This window comes from Borborobacter arsenicus (assembly GCF_003934165.1).
GTDB classification, from domain to species: Bacteria; Pseudomonadota; Alphaproteobacteria; order Rhizobiales; family Rhizobiaceae; genus Pseudaminobacter; species Pseudaminobacter arsenicus.
In genome coordinates this window covers 293,543-318,779 of the sequence record NZ_ML133509.1, presented here as the reverse complement: position 1 = coordinate 318,779, position 25,237 = coordinate 293,543, and the positions used below count along the sequence as shown (strand labels likewise).

At 61.2% G+C, this 25,237-nt stretch carries 20 protein-coding genes; 10 read left to right on the top strand and 10 right to left on the bottom strand.

Annotated features, from left to right (window positions below):
- The first annotated feature begins 20 nt into the window (after nucleotides 1-20).
- Both tig and EET67_RS03060 read left to right on the top strand, forming a co-directional pair.
- Complete coding sequence (gene tig / locus EET67_RS03065; RefSeq protein ID WP_128624858.1) at nucleotides 21-1,502, top strand: trigger factor; 1,482 nt, start codon at nucleotides 21-23, stop codon at nucleotides 1,500-1,502.
- 148 nt (nucleotides 1,503-1,650) lie between these two features.
- A complete protein-coding gene (locus EET67_RS03060) occupies nucleotides 1,651-2,175 on the top strand; it encodes a hypothetical protein (RefSeq protein ID WP_128624748.1) in 525 nt (174 codons plus the stop codon).
- Between the two features lie 21 nt (nucleotides 2,176-2,196).
- Here the strand turns inward: EET67_RS03060 and radC are convergent, their stop codons facing one another.
- Both radC and map read right to left on the bottom strand, forming a co-directional pair.
- Nucleotides 2,197-2,949, bottom strand: coding sequence for a RadC family protein (gene radC, locus EET67_RS03055; protein ID WP_128624747.1), 753 nt, complete (start codon nucleotides 2,947-2,949; stop codon nucleotides 2,197-2,199).
- Nucleotides 2,950-2,988: 39 nt separating this feature from the next.
- Complete coding sequence (map, locus tag EET67_RS03050) at nucleotides 2,989-3,816, bottom strand: type I methionyl aminopeptidase (RefSeq protein ID WP_128624746.1); 828 nt, start codon at nucleotides 3,814-3,816, stop codon at nucleotides 2,989-2,991.
- Between the two features lie 613 nt (nucleotides 3,817-4,429).
- Between map and guaB the strand changes: the two genes are divergently transcribed.
- Complete coding sequence (gene guaB / locus EET67_RS03045; RefSeq protein WP_128624745.1) at nucleotides 4,430-5,932, top strand: IMP dehydrogenase; 1,503 nt, start codon at nucleotides 4,430-4,432, stop codon at nucleotides 5,930-5,932.
- A 72-nt stretch (nucleotides 5,933-6,004) separates the two neighbouring features.
- Here the strand turns inward: guaB and rnd are convergent, their stop codons facing one another.
- A complete protein-coding gene (gene rnd, locus EET67_RS03040) occupies nucleotides 6,005-7,159 on the bottom strand; it encodes a ribonuclease D (protein WP_128624744.1) in 1,155 nt (384 codons plus the stop codon).
- A gap of 37 nt (nucleotides 7,160-7,196) precedes the next feature.
- Nucleotides 7,197-8,480, bottom strand: coding sequence for an MFS transporter (locus EET67_RS03035; protein WP_128624743.1), 1,284 nt, complete (start codon nucleotides 8,478-8,480; stop codon nucleotides 7,197-7,199).
- A gap of 185 nt (nucleotides 8,481-8,665) precedes the next feature.
- On the opposite strand from EET67_RS03035, the gene aspS reads away from it, so the two are divergent.
- Complete coding sequence (aspS, locus tag EET67_RS03030; protein ID WP_128624742.1) at nucleotides 8,666-10,456, top strand: aspartate--tRNA ligase; 1,791 nt, start codon at nucleotides 8,666-8,668, stop codon at nucleotides 10,454-10,456.
- Nucleotides 10,457-10,520: 64 nt separating this feature from the next.
- Here the strand turns inward: aspS and EET67_RS03025 are convergent, their stop codons facing one another.
- The gene (locus EET67_RS03025; protein ID WP_128624741.1) at nucleotides 10,521-11,714 is read right to left on the bottom strand and encodes a hypothetical protein; all 1,194 of its coding nucleotides are present in this window, start codon (nucleotides 11,712-11,714) and stop codon (nucleotides 10,521-10,523) included.
- A gap of 224 nt (nucleotides 11,715-11,938) precedes the next feature.
- Here EET67_RS03025 and parC point away from each other — a divergent pair, with 224 nt between their 5' ends.
- The 4 genes from parC (at nucleotide 11,939) to EET67_RS03005 (ending at nucleotide 19,662) form a co-directional block, all read left to right on the top strand.
- The gene (gene parC / locus EET67_RS03020) at nucleotides 11,939-14,215 is read left to right on the top strand and encodes a DNA topoisomerase IV subunit A (protein ID WP_128624740.1); all 2,277 of its coding nucleotides are present in this window, start codon (nucleotides 11,939-11,941) and stop codon (nucleotides 14,213-14,215) included.
- Nucleotides 14,216-14,608: 393 nt separating this feature from the next.
- Entirely contained in the window at nucleotides 14,609-15,283 is a 675-nt protein-coding gene (locus EET67_RS03015) for a TetR/AcrR family transcriptional regulator (RefSeq protein ID WP_165899779.1), read from the top strand.
- A 36-nt stretch (nucleotides 15,284-15,319) separates the two neighbouring features.
- Entirely contained in the window at nucleotides 15,320-16,528 is a 1,209-nt protein-coding gene (locus EET67_RS03010; RefSeq protein WP_128624738.1) for an efflux RND transporter periplasmic adaptor subunit, read from the top strand.
- Nucleotides 16,525-19,662, top strand: a complete 3,138-nt coding sequence (locus EET67_RS03005; RefSeq protein WP_128624737.1) for an efflux RND transporter permease subunit — start codon at nucleotides 16,525-16,527, stop codon at nucleotides 19,660-19,662. The genes EET67_RS03010 and EET67_RS03005 overlap by 4 nt, the downstream gene beginning before the upstream one ends.
- A 47-nt stretch (nucleotides 19,663-19,709) precedes the next feature.
- Here the strand turns inward: EET67_RS03005 and EET67_RS03000 are convergent, their stop codons facing one another.
- From EET67_RS03000 to hemB, 5 genes are all read right to left on the bottom strand, one after another.
- The gene (locus tag EET67_RS03000) at nucleotides 19,710-19,988 is read right to left on the bottom strand and encodes a hypothetical protein (protein ID WP_128624736.1); all 279 of its coding nucleotides are present in this window, start codon (nucleotides 19,986-19,988) and stop codon (nucleotides 19,710-19,712) included.
- 123 nt (nucleotides 19,989-20,111) lie between these two features.
- Complete coding sequence (locus tag EET67_RS02995; protein WP_128624857.1) at nucleotides 20,112-20,999, bottom strand: DMT family transporter; 888 nt, start codon at nucleotides 20,997-20,999, stop codon at nucleotides 20,112-20,114.
- 60 nt (nucleotides 21,000-21,059) lie between these two features.
- Nucleotides 21,060-21,818: an arginyltransferase gene (locus EET67_RS02990; RefSeq protein WP_128624735.1), complete on the bottom strand. Its 759-nt coding sequence runs from the start codon at nucleotides 21,816-21,818 to the stop codon at nucleotides 21,060-21,062.
- A 138-nt stretch (nucleotides 21,819-21,956) separates the two neighbouring features.
- Entirely contained in the window at nucleotides 21,957-22,427 is a 471-nt protein-coding gene (locus EET67_RS02985; protein ID WP_128624734.1) for an RDD family protein, read from the bottom strand.
- 108 nt (nucleotides 22,428-22,535) lie between these two features.
- Nucleotides 22,536-23,549: a porphobilinogen synthase gene (hemB, locus tag EET67_RS02980; protein WP_128624733.1), complete on the bottom strand. Its 1,014-nt coding sequence runs from the start codon at nucleotides 23,547-23,549 to the stop codon at nucleotides 22,536-22,538.
- A 146-nt stretch (nucleotides 23,550-23,695) separates the two neighbouring features.
- Here hemB and EET67_RS02975 point away from each other — a divergent pair, with 146 nt between their 5' ends.
- Both EET67_RS02975 and EET67_RS02970 read left to right on the top strand, forming a co-directional pair.
- Nucleotides 23,696-24,739: an enoyl-CoA hydratase/isomerase family protein gene (locus EET67_RS02975; protein WP_128624732.1), complete on the top strand. Its 1,044-nt coding sequence runs from the start codon at nucleotides 23,696-23,698 to the stop codon at nucleotides 24,737-24,739.
- Complete coding sequence (locus EET67_RS02970; RefSeq protein ID WP_128624731.1) at nucleotides 24,736-25,164, top strand: DUF6163 family protein; 429 nt, start codon at nucleotides 24,736-24,738, stop codon at nucleotides 25,162-25,164. The genes EET67_RS02975 and EET67_RS02970 overlap by 4 nt, the downstream gene beginning before the upstream one ends.
- Nucleotides 25,165-25,237: the final 73 nt, after the last annotated feature.

Sequence of the window (25,237 nt, the reverse complement as noted above, 5' to 3'; positions counted from 1 at the left end):
GCGAAAACAAAGGTTTGATGATGCAGGTTACCGAAACTCTCAATTCCGGTCTGAAGCGCGAAATCAAGGTGACCGTGCCGGCCGGCGACATGGAAGCCAAGCTGGTAGAGCGGCTTTCCGACGCCAAGTCGAAGGTGCGCATCAACGGTTTCCGCCCGGGCAAGGTGCCGCTGCAGCATCTGCGCAAGGTCTATGGCAAGTCCTTCATGGCCGAGGTCGTGAACGAAATCCTGTCGAATTCGACCCGTACTATCATTGCCGAGCGCGGCGAGAAGGCTGCTATGCGTCCGGAGGTCACCATGACCGAGGACGAGAAGGAAGCAGAAAAGATCCTGGCAGGCGGCGCCGATTTCGAATTCCAGCTCTCCTACGAGGTTATCCCGAACATCGAGATCCAGGACTTCTCCAAGATTTCGGTAACCCGTCAGGTTTTCGACGTGCCGGACGAGGAAGTGGAAGATCAGGTTCGCCGCGTGGCCGAATCCTCGCGCAGCTATGAGCCCAAGAAGGGCAAGGCCGAGGAAGGCGACCGCGTCACCATCGATTATGTCGGCAAGATCGATGGCACGCCTTTCGCCGGCGGTACCGGCTCCGACCAGCCGCTGGTGCTCGGTTCGAAGGAATTCATTCCCGGTTTCGAGGATCAACTGATCGGCACCAAGGCCGGTGATGAAAAGACCATCACCGTCACCTTCCCGGAAAACTACAGTGCGGCCGAACTGGCGGGCAAGGAAGCCACCTTCGACGTGTCCGTGAAGGAAGTCGGCAAGCCTGGCGAACTGGAGATCAATGACGAGACCGCTAAGAACCTCGGCCTGGAGTCGCTTGAGCGTCTGCGCGAGATCGTGCGCGGGCAGATCGAGAGCCAGTTCGGTTCGATGACGCGCCAGAAGGTCAAGCGCCAGCTGCTCGACCAGCTCGACGAGAGCTACAAGTTCGAGGCGCCGTCCAAGCTGGTCGAAGCCGAGTTCACCAATATCTGGAATCAGGTCGAGCGTGACCTTGCTGCAGCCGGCCACACTTTCGCCGACGAGGACACCACCGAGGAGGAGGCGCGGGCCGAATACCAGCGTCTTGCCGAGCGTCGCGTGCGCCTGGGGCTTGTGCTTGCCGAAATCGGCGAAAAGGCAGGCGTCCAGGTTTCGGACGAGGAACTGCAGCGCGCGCTGTTCGAGTTCGTGCGCCGCTACCCGGGCAACCAGCAGCAGGAAGTCTTCGACTTCTACCGCAACAATGCCGAGGCCCTGACCACGCTGCGCGCACCGATCTTCGAGGAGAAGGTCATTGATCATCTGCTGACGCAGATTTCCGTCACTGACCAGAAAGTCAGCAAGGAAGAGCTGATGGCCGACGACGAGGAAGGTGCGGAGGGGGCTGCCAAGCCGGCGAAGAAGGCCAAGAAAGCTGCGGCCAAGAAGACCGACGATGCCGAGGGGGCAGAGCTCAAGAAGAAGGCCGCTCCGAAGAAGAAGGCCGCAGCCAAGGATGCGGACTCCGAATAAGGCGCTCTCACAACCGGGTTTGAACAAAAGGCCGCTGGCATCCCAGCGGCCTTTTTGCTTTGATCGTCCTATGCGGAAGGGGGTTTGACGCCGCGTGCGGGAGATATTGAAAGTCCGCGCCAGCGCCTGAGCCGATTTGAGCTGGAAAATGACGTTGCACGCCAATACCAGGATCATCATCGGCTTGCTGGCAATGGGCACCTTCACCACAATTGCGCCCGCGGCCTTAGGGCAAAGTGACCCATGGCGCATCGTCAACGGCCGTGACGGGGCAATCACAGCATCGGTGGTTTCGATCGGCACCCTCAGCGTGGGATCGTCGCGGGTGATCGAATATCATCCCACTTTCACCATTGGGTGCCGCCCGACGGAAGGGGGCAGCTGGAGCCAATCAGTGCAACTCAGGGACCCGGTTGCCGGCGACCAGTCTGTCGATCTCTCCTTGCGCATCGACGGCAGCGTGGTTTCCGAACAATGGGCGCTCGGCTTCCAGAAGCGCAGTTTTTCCCGGGAGGGCAAGGACGGCATCGCTCGCCTGCTTGGCGCGAGGCGCCTGAAAATTGTCTGGCGCTTCGGTTTCCTGGCGGGCAATGGCGAGGCTGACTTCAACCTTGCCGGCCTCCGTGATGCTGTGGCCCGGATCGGCCGCATGTGCGGCGATGAACTGTCTTGACCAAGCCAGTTCGGAGGCAGGTCAGATCAGCAGCAGCCCCTTCATGCTGGCATAGCCCTTCTTGCCGATGATGATGTGGTCATGCACGGAGATCCCGAGCGGCTTTGCCGATTCGATGATCATCTTCGTCATGTCGATATCGGCGCGCGACGGAGTCGGGTCGCCGGACGGATGGTTGTGCACGAGGATGATTGCCGTCGCCGACAGTTCGAGCGCCCGCTTGACCACCTCGCGCGGATAGACTGGCGTATGGTCGACCGTGCCGGTCTGCTGCACTTCGTCGGCAATCAGCGCATTCTTCTTGTCCAGGAACAGGATGCGGAATTGCTCTCGTTCCTCGAAGGCCATGGCGGCGCGGCAATAGTCGAGCACCTGGCTCCAGGACGACAGAACCTCGCGTCCCTTGATTTCGCTGCGCGCCATGCGCAGTGCCGCCGCCGCCACGATCTTCAGGTCAAGCGCCGCCCCCATGCCGATATCGGGCACTTCGCACAGCAGATGTTCAGGCGCGCCAAGCACTTCGGCCAGTGAGCCGAATCGCTTCAGCAGGGCCTTGGCGCGTTCCTTGGTGTCGGCGCGCGGAACCGATCGGAACAGCAGCAGCTCGAGGATCTCATAGTCGGAGAGCGCATCGGCGCCGGCGTCGCGAAACCGGTCTCGCAGCCTTTGTCGATGGCCGAGATAATGCGGCTTGGCGTCAGCCGGCTTGGTCGGACGAATGGAGCGGGGCGATTGCTCGGCAAAAAAGCCGCGCTCGTCCTCCTGGTCTTCCATGGCCTGAACCCCTCCGCCGCACGGTTGCCGGTGGAAATATTAGGAGGCCAAACCTGGCCGGTCGAGCCCCTTGGGCGAGAGCGTAAAGATTTCGCAGCCATCCGCAGTCACGCCGACCGTGTGCTCATATTGCGCCGATAGCGAGCGGTCCCGCGTCACCGCCGTCCAGCCGTCTGACAGCACCTTCACATGCGGCCTTCCCAGATTGATCATCGGCTCGATGGTGAAGATCATGCCTTCGCGCAGTTCCACGCCTTCATTCACGCTGCCATAGTGCAGAATGTTCGGAGCGTCGTGGAAAAGCTGGCCGACGCCATGGCCGCAAAAATCCCGCACGACAGAACAGCGCTCGCCTTCGGCATAAGTCTGGATTGCAGCGCCGATGGCGCCGGTCCGGGCGCCGGGACGCACAGCGGCAACGCCGCGCATAAGACACTCATGCGTGACCTCCAGCAGGCGTTCGGCCGCCCGCTTGATCTGGCCGACGGGGTACATGCGGCTAGAATCGCCGTGCCAGCCGTCGAGGATATAGGTCACGTCGATATTGACGATATCGCCTTCCCTCAGCGGCTTGTCGTCGGGAATGCCGTGACAGACCACATGGTTGATCGAAGTGCAGGTGGACTTGGTATAGCCGCGATAATTCAGCGTTGCGGGCAGGGCGCCCTGGTCCATGCCGAACTCGAAGACGAAGCGATCGATCGTATTGGTGGTGACGCCCGGCTTGACGATATCGACGAGTTCGTCGAGGCAGCGCGCCGTCAGGTCGCATGCCTTGCGCATGCCGGCAAATGCTTCCTCGCCGTAAAGGCGGATCTGCCCGGTGTTTCGTGATGGAGCCGTGGCGGCGTCGAGATAGGTAACCATGAATGATCATCCGGCTTGGATACGGCCGGATGCGATGGACCAGCCGATATTGGCCCATGATGTGACATCGGATGGCCTCTGCTTCAAGTCCCCACAAGGCCGCAGCCGCCAAAAGGATACGGTTTGCTGCCCACGAATGGTTTCGGCACCAGACTCACCGACATTTCGCAGTGGTTGTCGCGTCTTGTTCTGTTGCAAGGATGGAGAGAATTTGGCCGACTGCAGGTCGGGGGCCGCTTCACCTGCAACCAACTGGCAACACCTGACCAGAAGTGGACGGTTTGATGAAGGAATGGGCTTGATTATGGCGCCGTCATTCGCCAATGCTGGCATCATGCTGGTTAGGGACGGTCGGGCCCAAGATCATCGATGACGTTCCGGACGTCGCGATGGTGGTGGTGCCGGTTTCGGGCGGGGGGCTTGGAGCCGGCACCGCTGCGGCGACAAGGGCATTGCGCCCGGTCGCCGCATCGCTCAGTGATAATTCCGCGTGCGGCACGCTTTTCTTCCGCCACAAGACGTGTTACGAGCCGGTGCCAATCCTGAAAGGGAAACGACAAGTTGGCGCTGCCTGTCAGGCTTCAGCGCCCGCTTCATGTATTGAAGGTTGGCCATGGCAAAAATCATTGAAACTGCGACCGGGGCCACCGCCCTGACTTTTGACGACGTGCTGCTGCAGCCCGGCCATTCCGACACGATGCCGGGCGAAACCGATATCCGCACGGTGATTGCCGGAGATATCGAACTCAATATCCCGATCCTTTCGGCCGCTATGGATACTGTGACCGAATCACGGCTGGCCATTGCCATGGCTCAGGCGGGCGGCATCGGCGTCATCCATCGCAATTTTTCGCCGGCCGAACAGGCAGAGCAGGTGCGCCAGGTCAAGAAATTCGAATCCGGCATGGTCGTGAACCCGGTCACGATCGGCCCGGACGCGACCCTGGCGGATGCGCAGGCGCTGATGCATGCCCATGGAATTTCCGGCATTCCGGTGGTCGAGAATGGCGGAACCGGCGGCCACAAGCTGGGCCGGCTGGTCGGCATCCTGACCAACAGGGACGTTCGCTTCGCCAACGATCCGGGCCAGAAGGTCTATGAATTGATGACGCGGGAAAATCTGGTCACGGTCAAGGAAACCGTCGACCAGACCGAGGCCAAGCGCCTGCTGCACACCCACCGCATCGAAAAGCTGCTGGTGGTCGACAAGTCCGGCAATTGCGTCGGCCTGATCACCGTCAAGGATATAGAGAAGTCGCAACTCAACCCCAACGCTGCCAAGGATGAACAGGGCCGGCTGCGGGCGGCGGCGGCGACTACAGTGGGCGATGACGGTTTCGAGCGTGCCGAACGGCTCATCGATGCGGGCGTCGACCTTCTGGTGATCGACACTGCCCATGGCCACTCGCAGCGTGTGTTGGATGCGGTGACTCGGGCCAAGAAACTTTCCAACTCCGTGCGCATCATGGCAGGCAATGTGGCGACGGCCGAAGGCACTCAGGCTTTGATCGATGCCGGCGCTGACGCAGTCAAGGTGGGCATCGGTCCGGGCTCGATCTGCACGACCCGCATTGTCGCCGGCGTCGGGGTTCCGCAATTGTCGGCGATCATGTCGGCGGTGGAAACCGCACAGAAGGCCGGCATCTCGGTGATTGCCGATGGTGGCATCAAGTTTTCAGGCGATCTTGCCAAGGCGCTGGCGGCTGGCGCCAGCGCTGCCATGATCGGCTCGCTGCTGGCCGGGACGGATGAAAGCCCGGGCGAGGTCTATCTCTACAAGGGCCGTTCCTTCAAAGCCTATCGCGGCATGGGCTCGGTTGGCGCCATGGCGCGCGGCTCGGCTGACCGCTATTTCCAGGCCGAAGTTCGCGACACGCTGAAACTGGTGCCTGAGGGTATTGAAGGGCAGGTGCCTTACAAGGGACCGGTTGCCGGGGTGCTGCATCAGCTTGCCGGCGGTCTGCGCGCGGCCATGGGCTATGTCGGCGGACGCGATCTTGCCGATTTCCGTCAGCGTGCCACCTTCGTGCGCATCTCGACCGCAGGCCTGCGTGAAAGCCATACCCATGACGTGACGATCACGCGCGAAAGCCCGAATTATCCGGGCGCGGTCTGATTTTCAGGGCAGGGAGAGGGTTAGATTCGCCTGCTCCGATAGGCGGAGCAGGCTGGATTTGCCTGGCTGAGGCTATTCAGTCTCGAAGATCGAAATCTTCTTGTTGTCGAATTTGAGCGCCAGCTCGCCGCGCACGAGCCGCGCGGCGACATTGCCGAAAACCTCCCGGCGCCAGCCTTGCATGGCGGGCACGTCGGCCTTTTCGCCCTCGGCCGCGATCCGGTCGATATCATCGCCTGATGCCAGCACCTTCGCCGCGACGCCCTGTCTGTCGGCAACCTGCCGCAAAAGGACTTTCAGCAGTTCGGATGCAGCGCCCGTGCCTTCCGGCGCCTGCGTGGCCTTGGGCAGTTTCGGCAGTTTCTCCTTGGGAATGTGGAGTGTCTTGTCGACGACCTCGAGCAGCGAGGCCGCGGTTGACGAGCGCTCCCAGCCCTTGGGGATAGTCCGCAACCGTGCCAGTGCTGCGGCATCGCGCGGCTGCTGCTGCGCGATTTCATAGATGACATCGTCCTTCAGCACGCGTCCGCGCGGCACGTTGCGCTCGCGCGCCTCATGCTCGCGCCATGCCGCCACGGCCTGCACCATGGCCAGTTCGATCGGCTTGCGCAGGCGCACTTTCAGGCGCTTCCAGGCATGGTCCGGAGGCGGATCATAGGTTTCGCGCGATGTCAGCACTTCCATTTCCTCGTTCAGCCAATGGGCGCGGCCTTCGCGTTCCAGCTGCGCCTGCAGGTGCAGATAGACATCGATGAGATGGGTGACGTCGGCCAGCGCATAGCTGAGCTGTTTTTCCGAAAGCGGGCGATGACGCCAGTCGGTGAAGCGGGAGGATTTGTCGAGATGGACGCCGGTCACCTTCTGTACCAACTGGTCGTAGGAGACGCTGTCGCCGAAGCCGCAGACCATCGCCGCCACCTGCGTGTCGAACACCGGATGGGGAATGAGCCCGCCGAGATGGAAAACGATCTCGATGTCCTGCCGCGCGGCATGAAACACCTTGATGACCGCCGTATTGGCCATCAGGGCGAAGAACGGCTTGAGGTCCAGGTCCGGCGCCAGCGGATCGATCAGCGCATTCACGCCGGGGGCGGCCATCTGGATCAGGCAAAGCTCCGGCCAGAAGGTCGTCTCGCGGATGAATTCTGTATCAACCGTGACGAAAGTGGATTTTTCGAGCGCGGAAATGACCGCTTCGAGCTCTTTTTGCGTTGTTATGACGTGCATGAAATTTCTTTTACGCGGAAATGGAATTTATTTCCTTTCAGTCTGGAGCGCGTTCGTCAAGCTTTGCGGAAGATTGCTCGCCGCCATTGGGCTTGCTAGGTTCGCCCGGGCGCCGCGCCAGGCGCGAGAAAATCGTCGAGGTTCGCAGCAATGCGGTAAAGGGCCGACGCCGGTTTGCCGGCACGCTGGTGGTTACCCGCATCCGGTGCAGCGTGATCAGCAGGAAGGTGGCGTAGACGGCAGCCGAGAAGCTGAACAGCGCATGGGGGCCGAAATATTGCATTACGGCAGCTGCGGCAAACGGGCCACCAATGGCGCCGAACGAGTAGAACAGCATCAGGGCGGCATTGACGAGAACGAATTCGCCTTTCTCGGCCCGGTCGTTGGCGTGGGCAGCCGACAGGGAAAAGAGCGGCATGGCGAAGGACCCGAAGAAGAAGACGAGCACGAAATTGGAGAGGGGCGCCTGGCCGGCGAGAAATACCAACGCCAGGGCCGCCAGCATCGCGCCGGTGGTCGTCAGCATCAGCACCATGCGCCTGTCCCAGCGGTCGGACAGATGGCCGAGGGGATATTGGATCAGCGCACCGCCGATGATGCCGACGCTGACGAAGATGACGACATCGGCGACCGATAGGCCGATCTGCTCGGCATAGACGGGCGAGAGCGTGCGGAAGGCGCTGTTGGTGACGCCGACGGCAGCACAGCCGATGCAGCCAAGCGGCGAAATGCGCCAGACCCGCGCCAGGTCGAGCTTGACGTCTTCCGGCGGCGACGGGTTGGAGCGGTCGCCGAGCGAAACCGGCACCAGCGACAGGGTGATCATGATCGACATGATGGCAAAGATGGAAAAGCCGTCGGCACCGAAGATCGGGATCAGGAATTGCGCCCCTGTGACGGAGCCGATGTCGATGACGCGATAGAGCGCCAGCACCCGTGCCCGATTGTGATTTGACACTCCGGAATTCAGCCAGCTTTCCATCGTCGTGAACAATCCAGCAAAGCAGAAGCCGGAGACGAAGCGGATGATCGACCAGGCGACAGGATCAATCACCAGGACAAGCAATAGTGAGCCCGCCGAGGCCAGCGCGGCCAGTGCTGCGAATGCGCGGACATGGCCGACCGCCTTCATGATGCGGCTGATGGCAATGCAGCCAAGCAGGAAGCCTGCGAAATAGGCGGTTCCCATGAAGCCGATGGTGGAGGCGGAAAAACCCTCCTCCGCGCCGCGCATCGCTATCAGCGTACCTTGCAGTCCATTGCCGCCAAGAAGGATACCTGCGGCGATGAGAAGGGGAATAAGCGGGCGGATGGATGACATCGGGCAATCTGTCCGGTGGAGCCTCCTTAGTGGACTATCGCGGCGGCGATTGCCAGCCATAGGACCAAAACACCGCTTCTCCTTGACAAAACATGGCCCGCATGCGCTTTTCCCGCCAATTTCAGGCGCGCCTGCGGGCGTGTGCCGCGTCATCCACACCAACACTCCGAACCGGAATTTTCATCATGCATCGTTATCGCAGCCATACCTGCGCTGAATTGAGGAAATCAGACGTTGGATCACAGGTCCGCCTGTCGGGATGGGTCCATCGCGTCCGTGATCATGGCGGTCTGCTGTTCATCGACCTGCGCGACCACTACGGCCTGACCCAGATTGTCGCCGATCCGGATTCGCCCGCCTTCAAGACGGCCGAGACCGTGCGTGGTGAATGGGTCATCCGCGTCGATGGCGAGGTCAAGGCGCGCATGGCCGAGACGGTCAATGCCAACCTGCCGACCGGCGAGGTCGAAATTTTCGCGGGCGAGATCGAAGTGCTCTCGGCGGCGAAGGAATTGCCGTTGCCGGTGTTCGGCGAGCCGGATTATCCCGAAGACATCCGCCTGAAATACCGTTTCCTCGACCTTCGCCGCGAGACGCTGCATCGCAATATCGTCGTGCGCAGCAAGATTATTGCCGATATGCGCCAGCGCATGAACGAGGTCGGCTTCACCGAATATTCGACGCCGATCCTGACGGCATCGAGCCCGGAAGGCGCACGCGACTTCCTGGTGCCGAGCCGCATCCATCCGGGCAAGTTCTTTGCGCTGCCGCAGGCGCCGCAGCAATATAAGCAGCTTCTGATGGTCGCCGGTTTCGATCGCTATTTCCAGATAGCACCCTGCTTCCGCGACGAGGACCCGCGGGCCGACCGCCTGCCGGGCGAATTCTACCAGCTCGACCTCGAAATGAGCTTCGTGACGCAGGAAGACGTCTGGAACACGATGGAGCCGGTGATGCGCGGCGTGTTCGAAGAGTTTGCCGATGGCAAGCCGGTCACGCAGCAGTTCCGGCGCATCCCCTACGACACGGCGCTGCGTACCTACGGCACGGACAAGCCGGACCTGCGCAACCCGATCGAGATGCAGCAGGTCACCGAACATTTCGCCGGATCGGGCTTCAAGGTGTTTGCAGGCATGATCGCCTCCAACCCGAAGGTCGAGGTTTGGGCAATTCCCGCCAAGACCGGTGGCAGCAGAGCGTTCTGCGACCGCATGAATTCCTGGGCGCAAGGTGAGGGTCAGCCGGGCCTCGGCTATATCTTCTGGCGCAAGGAAGGCGAAAAGCTCGAGGGTGCCGGCCCCATCGCCAAGAATATCGGCGAGGAGCGCACCGAAGCTATCCGCCAGCAGCTGGGGCTTGCCGATGGCGACGCCGCCTTCTTCGTCGCCGGCGACCCGGCGAAATTCTACAAATTCGCCGGCGATGCCCGCACGCGCGCCGGAGAGGAACTGAACCTGGTCGATCGCGAACGCTTCGATCTGTGCTGGATCGTCGACTTCCCGTTCTATGAATGGCTCGAAGACGAAAAGAAGATCGATTTTGCCCACAACCCGTTCTCGATGCCGCAGGGCGGCCTGGAGGCGCTGAACAGACAGGACCCGCTGACGATCAAGGCCTATCAGTACGACCTCGTCTGCAATGGCTTCGAAATCGCGTCCGGCTCGATCCGCAACCAGTTGCCCGAACTCATGGTCAAGGCGTTTGAACTGACGGGCAAGACCCGCGAAGAGGTCGAAGAACAGTTCGGCGGCCTTTATCGTGCGTTCCAATATGGCGCGCCGCCGCATGGCGGCATGGCTGCCGGCATCGACCGTGTGGTGATGCTGCTCGTCGGTGCCAAGAACCTGCGCGAGGTGACGCTGTTCCCGATGAACCAGCAGGCGCAGGACCTGCTCATGGGTTCGCCGGCCGAGGCTACGCCAACCCAGTTGCGCGAACTGTCGTTGCGGGTGGTCGCGCCCAGGAAAGAAGAATAGGAAGCCGGGGCAACCCATTCATTCGATTCATGAAAAAGCCCGGCATCGCTGCCGGGCTTTTTTGTCAGTCGGCATTCGCCGTGACGCTCACACCGAGGGTTTTGGGCAGTTCCAGCGGGGCAGCCATTCCGCCGGCCGCAATCAGCGCGAAGGGAACGGGCGAGGCGGGTGCCGCCGTGATCTCGAGGCTTTCCGGATCGTCGAGGAATGTGTTGAGCGCGGCGGTGATCTGGCCCGACAGTTCGGGGTTGTTGAGTTGCGCCGTCAGGAACGGCACGATTGCCTTGGCCTGGTTGGCAATGTCCTCGGGCTTCATGCCCTGCTGCTCGGCAAAATATTCCAGCACCCGGCCGGTGAGGGAATCGTCGTCGAAGCGGATATTGGCGCCGTGGAAGGTCAATTGCTGCATCAGCCCCAGCATGGCCAGGCCTTGCGCCGAATCGTCGGCCCCGGCCGGTTGGTCGGCCATTTTCTTCTGCAGGTCTTGCAGCGATTGCATGAAGGACGGCGTATAGCCGCCAATATCGAAGCTGAATCCCAACGTGCCGGCGTCATCGATGGTGATATCGTTCTGGGTCAGCGCCATGCGGCCGTCGGTCGGCTGCCACGAACCTGCCATTTCGATATTGCCGCTGATGGTCTGGTAGCCGAGGCCTTCGATCACGGCCTTTGATGCGGGATCTTCGACCACAGTAAGGTCAGCGGTAAATTTCTCCACCGCCCCGGTGAATTCCATCGGCTTGCCGTCGCTCGGCGGCGTGATTTCGCCACTCAGATTGGTAAGTGAAAACAGCGGCTTGTCATCAAGCTTTACCTCGACGCTCGCAAGTTCCGTGGTTTCATACATCAGAAGCGATTTCACCGGATCGGTATCCTCCGCAGCCGGAAGCAGCACGCCGTTGAAGGTCATTGCGCTGACGTCGATCGCCAGCTTGTCTTGATTGAAATGATAGGGTTCGGTGCTGATCGTGCCGATGCGATATCCGCCGTCTTTCTCGCTGACGTCCTCGAAGGTCAGCTTGCCGACCTGGAAGCGGTCTTCCTCGCCCGGCACGCCGAACGCCGCGCCCTCGATGACCATTTCGTCGGCATCGCCACTCACACCGGTCCAACTGACTTCGACGCCTTGCTTGGTCATCAACGTCCGGAACCGCTCGGCAACCGCATTTGCGTCCTGTGCCAGGGCGGTCTGAAGGGGGAGCGTCAACAAGGCGGTTGAGAATGCGAGCTTGACGAGGGTGGAGCGGCAGATGGTCATTTGTCTTTCCTGCGTGGCGATTTTTTCTTGGGAACCAAATGGTTGGCCTGCTTGCTTCACCATCGCAGGACCGTTTAGGCATTCAGGCGACACATTGATAGAAAATGCCGGCAAAAGGCAAATGGAAGATTTTCCTGGTCGGACAAGTGACTAATCCAGCCCATTGGCCATCGCATGATTCGTTTTTCCTTGCCGCGAATCACCCGCTCGGATAGTCGGAGGCCATGGGAAAAGGGCTTTTGCCGCCGGGTGCCGGCGATGGCGATCACATTGAACCGGTCGATCTGAAGAAGGCGCTGGAAGAGCGCTATCTTGCCTATGCGTTGTCGACGATCATGCATCGGGCGCTGCCGGACGTACGCGACGGGCTGAAACCGGTGCATCGGCGCATCATGCATGCCATGCGGCTGCTGCGGCTCAATCCGGATCAGGGTTTCGCCAAATGCGCGCGCATCGTCGGCGAGGTGATGGGCAAGTTCCACCCGCATGGCGACCAGTCGATCTATGATGCCCTGGTGCGTTTGGCGCAGGATTTCGCCGTGCGTTATCCGCTGGTCGACGGGCAGGGCAATTTCGGCAATATCGACGGCGATAATGCTGCCGCCATGCGCTACACCGAAGCGCGCATGACCGAAGTGTCGACTGCGCTACTGGAGGGCATCACCGAAGACGCGGTCGACTATCGCCTGACCTATAATGAGGAGGACGAGGAACCCGTCGTCCTGCCGGGCGCATTCCCGAACCTGCTGGCCAATGGGTCTTCCGGTATTGCCGTGGGCATGGCGACCTCCATCCCGCCGCATAATGCCGCCGAACTGTGCACGGCCGCACTGCATCTGATCGAGCATCCCGACGCATCGGTCGAGGAATTGATGAGCAAGCAGCCCGGCGACGGGCTGGTGCAGGGGCCGGATTTCCCGACCGGCGGCGTCATCATCGACAGCCGGGCGTCCATCCTCGATGCCTATGAAACCGGGCGCGGCAGCTTCCGGGTTCGCGCGCGCTATTCGGTCGAGGACCAGGGACGCGGTACCTGGCATGTCGTGGTCACCGAAATTCCCTATCAGGTGCAGAAGGCGCGGCTGATCGAAAAGATCGCCGAACTGCTCGTCGCCCGTAAACTGCCGCTGCTGGAGGATGTACGCGACGAGAGCGCCGAAGACATCCGCCTGGTGCTGGTGCCCAAGAGCCGCTCGGTCGACCCCGGCCTTTTGATGGAATCGCTGTTCAAGCTGACCGAGCTTGAAAGTCGCTTCCCGCTCAACATGAATGTGCTGTCGCGCGGGAAGGTCCCGAACGTCCTGTCGCTGAAGGATGTGCTGTGGGAATGGCTGGAGCACCGCAAGGAGGTGCTGGTGCGCCGGTCGCGCCATCGCCTGGGCGAGATTGAAAGGCGCCTCGAAATCCTTGGCGGCTATCTGATCGCCTATCTCAATCTTGACGAGGTCATCAGGATCATCCGCGAGGAGGACGAGCCCAAGCAGGTGATGATGGCCCGCTGGTCGCTCACCGACAATCAGGCCGAAGCGATCCTCAACATGCGGCTGCGCGCTTTGCGCAAGCTGGAGGAAATCGAAATCCGCAAGGAGTTCGACGCCCTCAGCGCCGAGAAGGGCGAGATCGAGCAATTGCTTGCCTCCGACGCCAGGCAGTGGAAGGCGATCGCCTGGCAGGTGCACAAGGTCCGCCGCGATTTCGGGCCGGAGGAGAATGCGCATCTCGGTGCTCGTCGCACCACTTTCGCCGACGCGCCCGACCACGATTTGAGCGATATTCACCAGGCGATGATCGAAAAGGAGCCGGTCACCGTGATCGTCTCCGAAAAGGGCTGGTTGCGGGCCATGAAGGGCCACCTCAACGACTATTCGCTGTTCACCTTCAAGGAGGGCGACAGCCTCAAGCTCGCCTTCCATGCCCAGACGACCGACAAAATCCTGATCTTCACCACGGGTGGCAAATTCTACACCATCGGCGCCGATCGCCTGCCGGGCGGCCGCGGCCATGGCGAGCCGATCCGCATCATTGTGGATATGGACAATGACCAGGACATCGTGACCGCCTTCGTGCACGAGCCGAAGCGCAAGCTGCTGCTCGCGTCGCAACAAGGCAACGGTTTCGTGGTGCCGGAAGACGATGTCATCGCCAACACCCGAAAGGGCAGGCAGGTGATGAATGTGCGTGCGCCCGACGAGGCCAAGCATTGCGTGCCGGTGCAGGGCGACCATGTCGCCATAGTCGGTGAAAACCGCAAGATGCTGGTGTTCCCGCTTGCCGAAGTCCCGGAAATGGGACGCGGCAAGGGCGTGCGCCTGCAAAAATACAAGGATGGCGGTGTGCTCGACGTCAAGCTGTTCTCGATGGAGGCTGGCTTGACCTGGCAGGATTCGGCCGACCGCACCTTCACCAGGACTGAAGCGGAACTGACCGAGTGGATGGGCGCGCGCGCCGCCGCCGGCCGCATGGTGCCCAAGGGTTTTCCGCGTACCGGCCGCTTCGGCTAATGCATTTTGCAGCCAAGTGGAGACACTTGGCGTCGCACAAAGGCAGCAAAACAAACAAATAGGGTGGCAGCCCGGGTTTATCCGGGCATTCGCCGCTCCAGAGTCCGTCAATTTCGACCGTCCGGTATGGTGGCTCGCATGCGGGCCGGAATGCCGTGTTTGTCGCCCTTCGGGGCGTTTGCCTTGCGTTCGGTGCCTTCGGTACATTGCCGGTACGGTGCAACAGCGCTGGTGCCGAATGCCGACTGGTCTTGACCCGATCCAGTCTCGCCCATCAACCGACCGCCTTGATCACATCTTTGCGATTTTATCCGTTGTGATGGCTACCCACATTGACCGCGAATGATCATTCGCATAAAGAGCGAACGTTCATTCTCAAATGGAAATACGTCGATGGACGATTTTCAGGGTCAGGGCCGGGAGACAGTGGTGACGATGGCGGATGCCTATACTCTGTCGCGTGCTGAGCGCCGTGACCAACAGACCCAACGCATCCTGGATGCGGCCAAGGCCTGTTTTGTCCGGTCCGGCTTTCAGGGTGCCTCCATGCAGGAGGTCTGCGCCGAGGTAGGGATGAGCCCGGGTGCGCTCTACCGCTATTTTCCGTCCAAGGAAGCCATCATCGAGGCGATCTGCGAGGTGGACCGCCAGCAGGACATCGAGAGCTTCATTACCTTCCTCGAAAACCCGTCCATCGTGGATGGGCTGGTCGAGGCGGCGGTCGCCCATATCACCCATGTGCATGAGCGCGGCAATGCAGCGCTTTTTGCCGAAATTCGTGCCGAGTCGACCCGCAACGAGACGATCCAGACCACCTGCCTGAAGTGCCAGCAGCAGGTCTACGAGATCATCCGCGAGCGCGTTCGCCTCGCCACCGAGCGCGGAGAGATCGATCCGCCCGTCGATCTCGATACACTGATGGCCGCGTTCATGGCGATCGGCGAGGGGATTGCGCTCAACGACCTGCCGTCGCTTGGCGTGCCGGTCGCCAATCTTGAAATTCTCCTGAGGGCAATGGTCGAAGGCATGCTTCGGCCAACCGGACGCACCACCGCAGACAGTCGATAGCATTTACGCATCACTCGAACTCAAGTCGGTATCACCATGTCCCGCAACACGATTCTTGCCGTGTCTGTCGCCGCACTTCTGGCCGGCGGCGCTGTTGTCGCCACCATCGCGCCGACCTCCTTCGCCGCGCCTGAAACCGAACCCATCGTCAAGCAGAAGCCGCCCGCAATTCGTGTGGTTACTGCCGAGCGGCGCGAACTTGTCGAAAAGCTGTCCGTCACCGGAACGGTGGTTGCGCGTGAGGAGGCGGCCGCCGGCACCGATCTCAACGGATTGACCGTCACCGCTCTCAACGCCGACCTCGGCGACAGGGTCAGTAAGGGGGATGTCCTTGCCGTTCTGGACCGGTCATCGCTCGACACACAGCTTGCGCAGGTTGAGGCCAGTCGGGCCCAAGCCGAAGCCAGTATCGCGCAGATGGACGCCCAGATAGTGGATGCCCAAGTTGGCTTGAAGCAGGCGAATGAAACCCTCGAACGCGCTCGCGCCCTGCAACAGAAGGGCGTGGCGGCCAAGGCGCAGCTGGATGATGCGGTCAACGCCGCCGACAGCGCTCGTGCCAAGCTTCTCTCGGCCAAGAGGGCCCGGGCCGCCGCGCAGGCGCAGCTTGGCGTCATCGACGCGCAGAAACGGAATATCCAGCTCCAGATTGACAAGACGGAAGTGCGCGCCCCCGCAGACGGGCTGATCCTGGAGCGCAACGCCACGCTGGGTGGTATCGTTTCAGCCGGCAGCGGGCCGCTGTTCCGCATCGCCATCGATGGCAAGCTGGAGCTTGCCGCCACGGTCGCCGAAACCGCATTGCCGACACTCGCCAAGGGCATGAAGGCCGAGATCGCCATCGCCGGGGCGCCGCAGAAGCTCACCGGCCGCATCCGCCGTATTTCGCCGGAAATCAACCAGAACTCGCGGCTCGGCTCGATCCGTATCGCGCTCGATACCCATGATATCGCGCGCGCCGGCAATTTTGCCCATGGCGAAATCGAGATCCTCCGCAATCAGGGCGTCGCGGTGCCAGACTCGGCGGTGTTATTCGACGGCGGCAGAGCGCTGCTGCAGATAGTCGAGAGTGATCGGATCAAGTCCATGCCGGTTACGCTGGGCGTCAGGGCGGGTGGCTTTGTCGAGGTCAAGTCAGGGCTGGCCGAGGGCCAGGAAGTGGTTTCGCGCGCCGGCACATTCGTTGCCGATGGCGATCTGGTGACGCCGGTTCGCGAGCAGATAGCCGGAGTGCCCAAGCCATGAACTGGAACTTTTCAGCCTGGGCCATCCGCAACCCGGTCGTCCCGATCCTGCTTTTCATCGTGCTGGCCGTGCTTGGCCTGATGAGCTTTGGCAAGCTGCCGATCACCCGGTTCCCCAATATCGACCTTCCGCTGGTTTCAGTGACGGTTCTGGACCCGGGCGTCGCTCCGAGCGAGCTTGAGACGCAGGTGACCAAGCGGGTCGAGGATGCCGTTGCCAATATTTCAGGCGTCAAGAATGTCGTCTCCACGATCACCGAGGGCAATTCGCAAACGGTGGTCGAGTTCCGGCTTGAGGTCGACACGCAAACTGCGGTCAACGACGTCAAGGACGCCGTGGAGCGCATCCGTTCCGACCTGCCGGCGACGGCAGATGACCCCGTCGTCAACCGCATCGATGTCGAAGGCCAGGCGATCCTGACCTATGCCGTTTCAGCCCCTGCGATGACGCTGGAGGAACTGTCCTGGTTCGTCGACGATACGGTGATCCGCAAGCTGCAAGGCCTCAAAGGCGTGGCGCGCGTCGATCGATATGGCGGCGTCACCCGCGAGATCAAGGTCGAACTCGATCCGAACCGGCTGAATGCGCTCGGTGTGACGGCAGGCGACGTCAACCGTGCCCTGCGTGTCGCCAATATCGACCTGACCGGCGGCAGCGCCGATTTCAGCAATCGCGACCAGTCGATCCGCACGCTTGGCGGCGCAAAGGACATCGCGGACCTCGAGGCGCTCGAGATACCGCTTTCGGGCGGCCGCAAGGTCCGCCTGTCCAACATCGCCACCGTCAGCGATTCCTGGGCCAAGCCGAAATCCTTCTCGCGTGTAAACAGCCAGACCGTCGTTTCCTTCGGCATCTTCCGCGGCAAGGGGGAAAGCGACGTCGAGGTCAACGAGCGGGCCGAAAAGGCGATTGCCGATTTGCAAGCCGCGCATCCGGGCGTCTCGATCACCAAGGTCGATGATTCGGTGGCCTATACCGAAGGCAATTACGATTCGGCCATGGAAATGCTGCTGGAGGGGGCGGCACTCTCGGTCATCGTGGTGCTTTTGTTCCTGCGCAATTTCCGCGCGACGATCATCGCGGCAACAGCCCTGCCGCTATCCATCATCCCCACCTTCTGGGCGCTCGACATGATGGGCTTTTCGCTCAATCTGGTCAGCCTGCTCGGCATCACGCTGGTTGTCGGCATTCTCGTCGACGATGCCATCGTCGAGATCGAAAACATCGTGCGCCACGTCAAGATGGGCAAGTCGCCTTACCGTGCCGCACTCGAGGCCGCCGACGAAATCGGCCTTGCCGTTATCGCGATCTCGGCCACGATCATCGCCGTGTTTGCGCCGGTGTCCTTCATGGGCGGCATTGCCGGCCAGTATTTCAAGCAGTTCGGGCTGACGGTGGCGGTGGCCGTGTTCTTCTCGCTGCTGGTCGCGCGGCTGATCACGCCGATGATGGCGGCCTATTTCCTGCGCGGCGGCAACCATGAAGAGCCGAAACCGGGCTGGGTCATGAATGCCTATGTCTCGTTCCTGGCAACCACGCTGCGCTACCGCTGGCTGACGCTGATTGCAGGTATCGCCTTCTTTGCCGGTTCCATCTATGCGATGGGCTTCCTGCCATCCGGCTTCATTCCGCGCGAGGATGCCAGCCGCATCGTCTTTTCGCTCGAACTGCCGCCCGGCAGCCGTTTGGAAGACACGCGCGAGGCGACCGACGAAGTCACCCGCCTGATGCGCGAATTGCCCGAAGTCGAGAATGTCTATGTGGTTGGCGGGGCAAGCCCGACGGGTACGCTGGAGCCGCGCCGCGCGACCGTGGTAGCCGACCTTCTGCACAAGAGCCTGCGCGACCGGCCCCAGCACGAGATCGAGGAAATTCTGCTCAGGAAGCTGGAAACGGTGCCTGATGTCCGCGCCTATTTCGTCAATGACCGTGGCGAGCGTGCACTGGCCTTCGGCGTGATGGGCACGGACGGTGCGCTGCTCGACCGCGAGGCGCGCAAAATCCAGAGCGCGATGACCGAAACCGGCAAATTCCGCGCCGTCACCTCGAATGCCGCTCTCGATCGGCCGGAAGTGACCATCGTTCCTGATTTCGACCGGCTGGCCGAGCTTGGCATCTCCACGGCGACGCTGTCGGAGACGCTGCGCATCGCCACCATGGGCGATATTGACGAAAACCTCGCCAAATTCACCGTTGGCGACCGCCAGATTCCCATCCGGGTTCAACTGGAAGAGAGCGCAAAGGACGACCTGTCGGTGGTCCGCGAACTTCCTGTGCCCACGCCAAGTGGCGTGACCGTTCCGCTGTCGTCGGTGGCCGAAATCCACTTCGGGCAGGGGCCGTCCTCCATTGCCCGCTACAATCGTGAGCGGCGTGTCGTCATCAGCGCGGATATGGCGCCGGGCGCGGAATTGAGCGAAGGGCTTGGCATCGTATGGGCGCTGCCTGAGGTGAAGAACATGGCGGCCGGCACCCGTATCCAGGAAACCGGCGATGCCGAGATCATGGGCGAGGTGTTTGCCGGCTTTGCCACCGCCATGACCACCGGTCTGATGCTGGTGCTGGTGGTGCTGATCCTGCTTTTCGGCTCGGTGTTCCACTCCTTCACCATTCTGGGGTCGCTGCCGCTCGCAATCGGCGGCGTGGTCGCCGCCCTGTGGCTCACCAATTCGGCGGTCTCCATGCCTGTGGTGATCGGCATTTTGATGCTGATGGGCATCGTCACCAAGAACGCCATCATGCTGGTGGATTTCGCCATCGAGGAAACGAGGCAGGGCCTGTCGCGGGCCGAGGCGATCATCGATGCCGGCCGCAAGCGGGCGCGACCGATCGTGATGACCACTATCGCCATGTCGGCCGGCATGATCCCGGCTTCGCTGGCGCTAGGCGACGGCGGCGAATTCCGCGCGCCGATGGCGATTGCGGTGATCGGCGGGCTCCTCGTGTCAACCTGCCTGTCGCTGGTCTTCGTACCGTCCTTCTATACGATCATGGATGATGCGGCGATTGCCGTGGCCAGGCTGTTCCGCTGGTTGCTCAAGCCCAACGCCGCCGACGAGGCGGACAGTCGGGCCAAGTCCAACCTGCATGTGCTGGACCACGACAGGCATGACATGAAGGTGGCGGCGGAATAATAGCCGTGGGGCCGTGGATGGCGGGCGAAATTGCCCGCCTGGTCCCGTCAGCGTGATTTGGCCTGCTTGTCGAAGGTGGTGTCGAGATAGCGCGCCCAGCGGCCGAATTCATCGGCCAGGATCAAGAGGTCACGCCGGAATTCGAGGCTGAGAAGTTCCCAGTCCACGCCTCTTGCCGCCTCAAGCTTCTCCTGCAGCCTTGACTGGATGCGGCGTCGCTGCTCGTCGGCTTGTGCATAGGTGATTTCGTCGGGGCTTGGCTGGTGTTGTGCGGCGGGAGCGTCTTTCGCTCTTGCCTTTTCGTCCAGAACGCTAGGAGCTTCCATGGTTGCTATCTCCTGAGCCGACGTATCTGCAAGCCGTCGATGTCACGACGACCTCCCTAAACATATATCGCGCTACGATGTATATCAAGGCGCGTCGGCTTTCGGCGCCGGCGCAGATCAGGTTTAAGCCGTATGCCTGACAGCCAGTGCCGCGCGCCGTTTGCGGCCGGCATGCAGCAGCCATAGCGAATGGACAATGAGGGTGATGATGAGGATTGTCCCGCCGATCATGCTGTTGCGCGTAGGCACCTCGGAAAAGATCATCCAGATCCAGACCGGGGCGAATACGGTTTCCAGCAGGTAGAACATGGCCACCTCGGGGCCGGAAATATATTTCGGGCCGTTGGCGAGGCAGAAGAAGGCGACCGGCATCACCACCGCGCCGTTGAGAAGGATCCACCACGGCACGTCGACCTGGAAACCGGTGCGCGAAACCATGAAGGCGGCCACGCTGAACGGCACGATGACGGCCACGAGCGCGGTGAAGCCCATATCCTTGCCGCTGGCGCGGCTGATGGTGATGGCCGAGGCAAGCAGGAAAGCATTGGCCAGTGCCAGCAGATCGCCCAGGAGGTTGCCTGTGCCGATACTGTCGCTGACGATAATCAGCACGCCGGCCAGCATCAGGAACATCGCCAGGATTGTGATGGGGCGAGGGCGTTCCTTCAGGAATATCCATGACAGCAATGCTGCAAACATGGAGTTGAAGGCGAGGATGAAGACAAGATTTGCCGTGGATGTATTGAAAACGGCAAGCATGAAGGCAATCGTGCCCATCGAATAAAGGGCGGCGACTACCAGCCCGACGCGGCCAGGTATCAGTTGGGGAACATTCTTGCCTGCCATGCGCAGGATGCTCCAGATCAGGATTGCCGAGAGGAAAGTCGCGCCGCTGCGCATCAGCATGATGCTCCAGGCATTGCCGTCGGCAAGTCGGATCAACGGTATATCGACCGTCAGCATCATTCCGCCGAAGGCGGTCAACGCGAGCCCCTTCGCGTGGTTGGACATATCGGCAGACACTTGAAATTCCTGAAATGAAGGGTGGGTGAGCGGGTGCGCCTGACGCGGTCAGTCGGCCTTGGGGATATAACGCTCCCAGCCCTTCGACCCGAGATGCTCCTGCGGCGTGAAGCGGACCTTATAGTTCATCTTGCGCGAACCATTGACCCAATAGCCGAGATAGACATGGGGCAGGCCTGCCGCGCGAGCCCGGGCAATATGATCGAGAATCATGAATGTGCCAAGCGAGCGCGCGTCGAGATCGGGATCGAAATAGGAATAGACCATTGAATAGCCGTCGGCCATCAGGTCGGACAATGCCACCGCAATCAGTTCGCCATGACCCTTGCCGGTAATGAAGCTGTCAGGGCCGCGGCGGCGATATTCGATGATCTTGGTGTTGACGTGGGTATCTTCCACCATCATCGCATAGTCGAGGACCGTCATGTCCGACATGCCGCCCTTGCGGTGGCGCGCATCGAGATATTTGCGGAACAGCGAATATTGCTCGGTCGAGGGTTCGGCATCATGCACGGCTCCGATCAGGTCGGAATTGTGCTGGATGACCCGCCTCATGCTCCTGGCCGGTTGAAACTCGTTGGCAAGGATTCGCACCGACACGCAGGCCCGGCATGTTTCGCAGGCCGGCCGGTAGGCAATGTTCTGCGAACGCCTGAAGCCGCCCTGCGTCAGCAGGTCGTTCATTTCCGACGCCTTCTCGCCGACGAGGTGCGTGAACACCTTCCGCTCGAACTGGCCATCGATGTAGGGGCATGGCGAAGGCGCGGTTAGAAAGAACTGAGGCGACTGGGTCGTGTGGTGCGTCATGGTGGCGTCGGTTCAACTCCCACGAGTCATACTACCTTGGCCCCAGCAAAAAAAAATTCAACTGTATATTGATGTGACAGGCCCTGCGTGCCTGCAAATCTGCTTGGACCAGACTGTTCGGTCGACCCTGAATCCGGCTCAACGGTCGCTGCGCGTGACGACGGTGCCGAGCAGCAGATCATGCACTGTGCGCCGACGATCAGTGAAAAGCGTGGCAAGTAGGATCAATGGTGTCAGCACGACATTGCCCGCCCAGAACAGCACCGTATGGACCACCGACAGCAGCCCGTCGACCGGCCTCCCGTCGAGACGGTCGAGGCGAATACCCATCATGCGCATGCCCGTCGTTGCCTGGTTGGGGCCGCCAAGCGTGTTCCAGACATAGATAAGCGCCACCATCGGTCCAAGAATGCCGAACAATGCCCATCCCAGACCCAGCGTGATGATGCCGAGCAGGAAGACCAGAATGGCCACCGGAATGAGCAGAAGCCCGATGATGAGGTAATCGATGCAGAAGGCGATGACCCTGCGTGTCAGAACGCCGTCATAGGCGCGCACGTCATCAAGCCGCGTGGTGATGATCTCGCCTTCGTGAATTCGTGCACTCATCCGGTTTCCTTCCTGCGGGTGCCAGATAGCCGCCCATCCGGACTGAAATGGGGAAAATGCGATAGGGATTCAAGGTTTGGCACCTGCCGCTTGCGGGTAGGTTCAGGCCTAACCCTTGAGGATCTGCGCCACTTCCGGCGCAAAATAGGTCAGGATGCCGTCACATCCGGCCCGCTTGAAGGCGAGCAGGCTTTCCAGCATGGCCTTTTCGCCGTCGATCCAGCCATTGTCGCCAGCCGCCTTGATCATCGAATATTCGCCCGAGACCTGATAGGCGAAGGTCGGCATCCTGAGTTCGTCCTTCAGCCGGCGGATGATGTCGAGATAGGGCAGGCCGGGCTTGACCATCAGCATGTCGGCGCCTTCCAGAATGTCCTGCTCGGCCTCGCGCACCGCCTCGTCGCTGTTGGCATGGTCGAGATAATAGGTCTTCTTGTCGCCTTGCAGGCGTCCGCCTGTGCCGATTGCATCGCGGTAGGGGCCATAGAAGGCCGAATGGAACTTCGTTGCATAGGACATGATGGCGACGTCCTGGAACCCGTTGGCGTCGAGTGCATCGCGGATTGCGCCGATGCGGCCATCCATCATGTCGGACGGCGCTATGATGTCGGCGCCGTTGGCCGCCTGGATCACGGCGGCGGCGGTGACCTGTTCCACGGTCTCGTCATTGACGATGACGCCGTCGCGCAGGATGCCGTCATGGCCATGGCTGGTGAAAGGATCGAGCGCCGCATCGGTGATGATGCCGATCTCGGGCACGGCTTCCTTGATGGCGCGCGTGGTGCGATTGATGAGGTTCTGCGGGTCGAGGATATGCGAGCCGGTCTGGTCGCGCAGCTCGTTCTCGACGTTGGGAAAAGTCGCGATGGCTGGAATGCCGAGCTTGGCCGCCCGCTCTGCTTCCTTGACGGCCACGTCCGGCGAAAGCCTGAACACGCCGGGCATGGCCGCGATCGGCTCGCGCCGGTCCTTGCCTTCGATGATGAAGATCGGCCAGATCAGATCATCGACGGTAAGCCTGTTTTCCTGCACCAGCCGTCGCGACCAGGCGCTCTTTCGCATGCGGCGCAATCTTCTGCTGCCGGTAATTTCATCGACGGAGCGGGAGAGAGGGGATTTCATTCTGGTCACCAGGCTATTTTGTCATTTTGTGCATGTCCTAACATGTCATCTTGTCCACCACCAACAACTTGGCGTGGGCCAGAAAGATTGACGCACCTTTGGCAGGTCATTAGCACTGGCTTCGGATCGTTGAGGAAGGATGTGGCATGGATTTCGGTGGCGGCGACGAGATCATTTTCGAGCAGAAGGGCAAGGCCGGCATCGTCACGCTGAACCGGCCCAAGGCACTCAATGCCATCAATCACTCGATGATCAAGGCATTGGCACGGGCGCTGAAGGCCTGGGAGGCGGACCCGCAGATTGCCGTCGTCATCGTCAAGGCCGAGGGCAGGGCGTTTTGTGCCGGCGGCGATATTCTCCAGGTCTATGAGGGTGGGCGCGCGGGCAACCCTCCGGTGGATTTCTTCGCTGACGAATACCGCCTCAACGCACATATCGCCCGTTTCCCAAAGCCCTATGTCTCGCTGATCGACGGTATAGTCATGGGCGGCGGCGTCGGCATTTCGTGCCATGGCTCTCATCGTGTCATGACCGAAAATGCCCAATTCGCGATGCCCGAGGTCGGCATCGGCTTCTTCCCCGATGTGGGCGGCAGCCATCTCCTGCCTGACCTCGGCGGCAGCTTCGGCATGTATCTGGGCCTTACGGGAAACCGCATCCGTTATGGCGATGCGCTGTGGTCCGGCCTGGCGACGCATACGGTGCAGGCTGAATATCTGGGCGGGCTGATCGAGCGGCTGGCGGAAACAGGCGATGCCGGAACGGCTCTGCGCGAGGTGTTCAAGCCTGCTGAACGGGAAACCGACCGGGCCGTGCTGCAGTCGATCGCCTTGCATTTTTCACAGCCCTCGCTTGCAGAGCTGCTGCAGAGCCTGGAGCGCGCTGCCGCGTCCGACGAATTTGCCGCCAAGACCCTTGCGACCATGCGCACCCGTTCTCCGACCAGCCTTGGCGTTGCGTTCCGGCAAATTGCGACCGGCTCGACCCTGTCGATGGACGAATGCATGCGCATGGAGTTCCGAATCGTCAACCGGATGCTTTCAGGTCATGATTTCTATGAGGGCATCCGCGCCGTGCTCATCGACAAGGGGTCTACGCCGATCTGGAACCCGGCTACCTTCGATAAACTCGACCCGGCGGCGGTCGATGCCTATTTCGCGCCCTTGCCAGGCGGGGACCTCGACCTGTGAGCGACAATGCCGTCACGGGTGCGTCCATCGGGCCTTCGCTTGCCGAGACGGCATTTGCCTGGTTTCTGCGGCTCGTTGCCGCTTATTGCCTGCTGTTTGGCGTCCTTTACTGGATCAGGCTGATCGGCTTTTATGACGGGCCGCTCTGGCGCATCGACACCATGCCGGTCTACTGGCAGGTGGCTGCCATGACGCTCGCGGTGTTCTATCCATTCGCAGCCATCGGCCTGTGGATGCTGGCCTCCTGGGGGCCGGTGATATGGGCCATCTGTGCGGCAGCCGAAATCACCATGTATGCGGGCTTTCCCGAACTCTTCGGCAGCCGTTCGGCAGTCGTCATCTCCCACATCTGCGTTGCGGCTCTCTATGTGGGGTTCCGGCTGGTCATTTTCTTCCAGAAGCGGCGCACGCAGCGCCATGGTTAACAAGCGCCCTCCGGCGCGCCATTTATTAACCCTCTTGGGAAGGTAGCTTCCAGTAAGGCATTGTTAAGCTTGG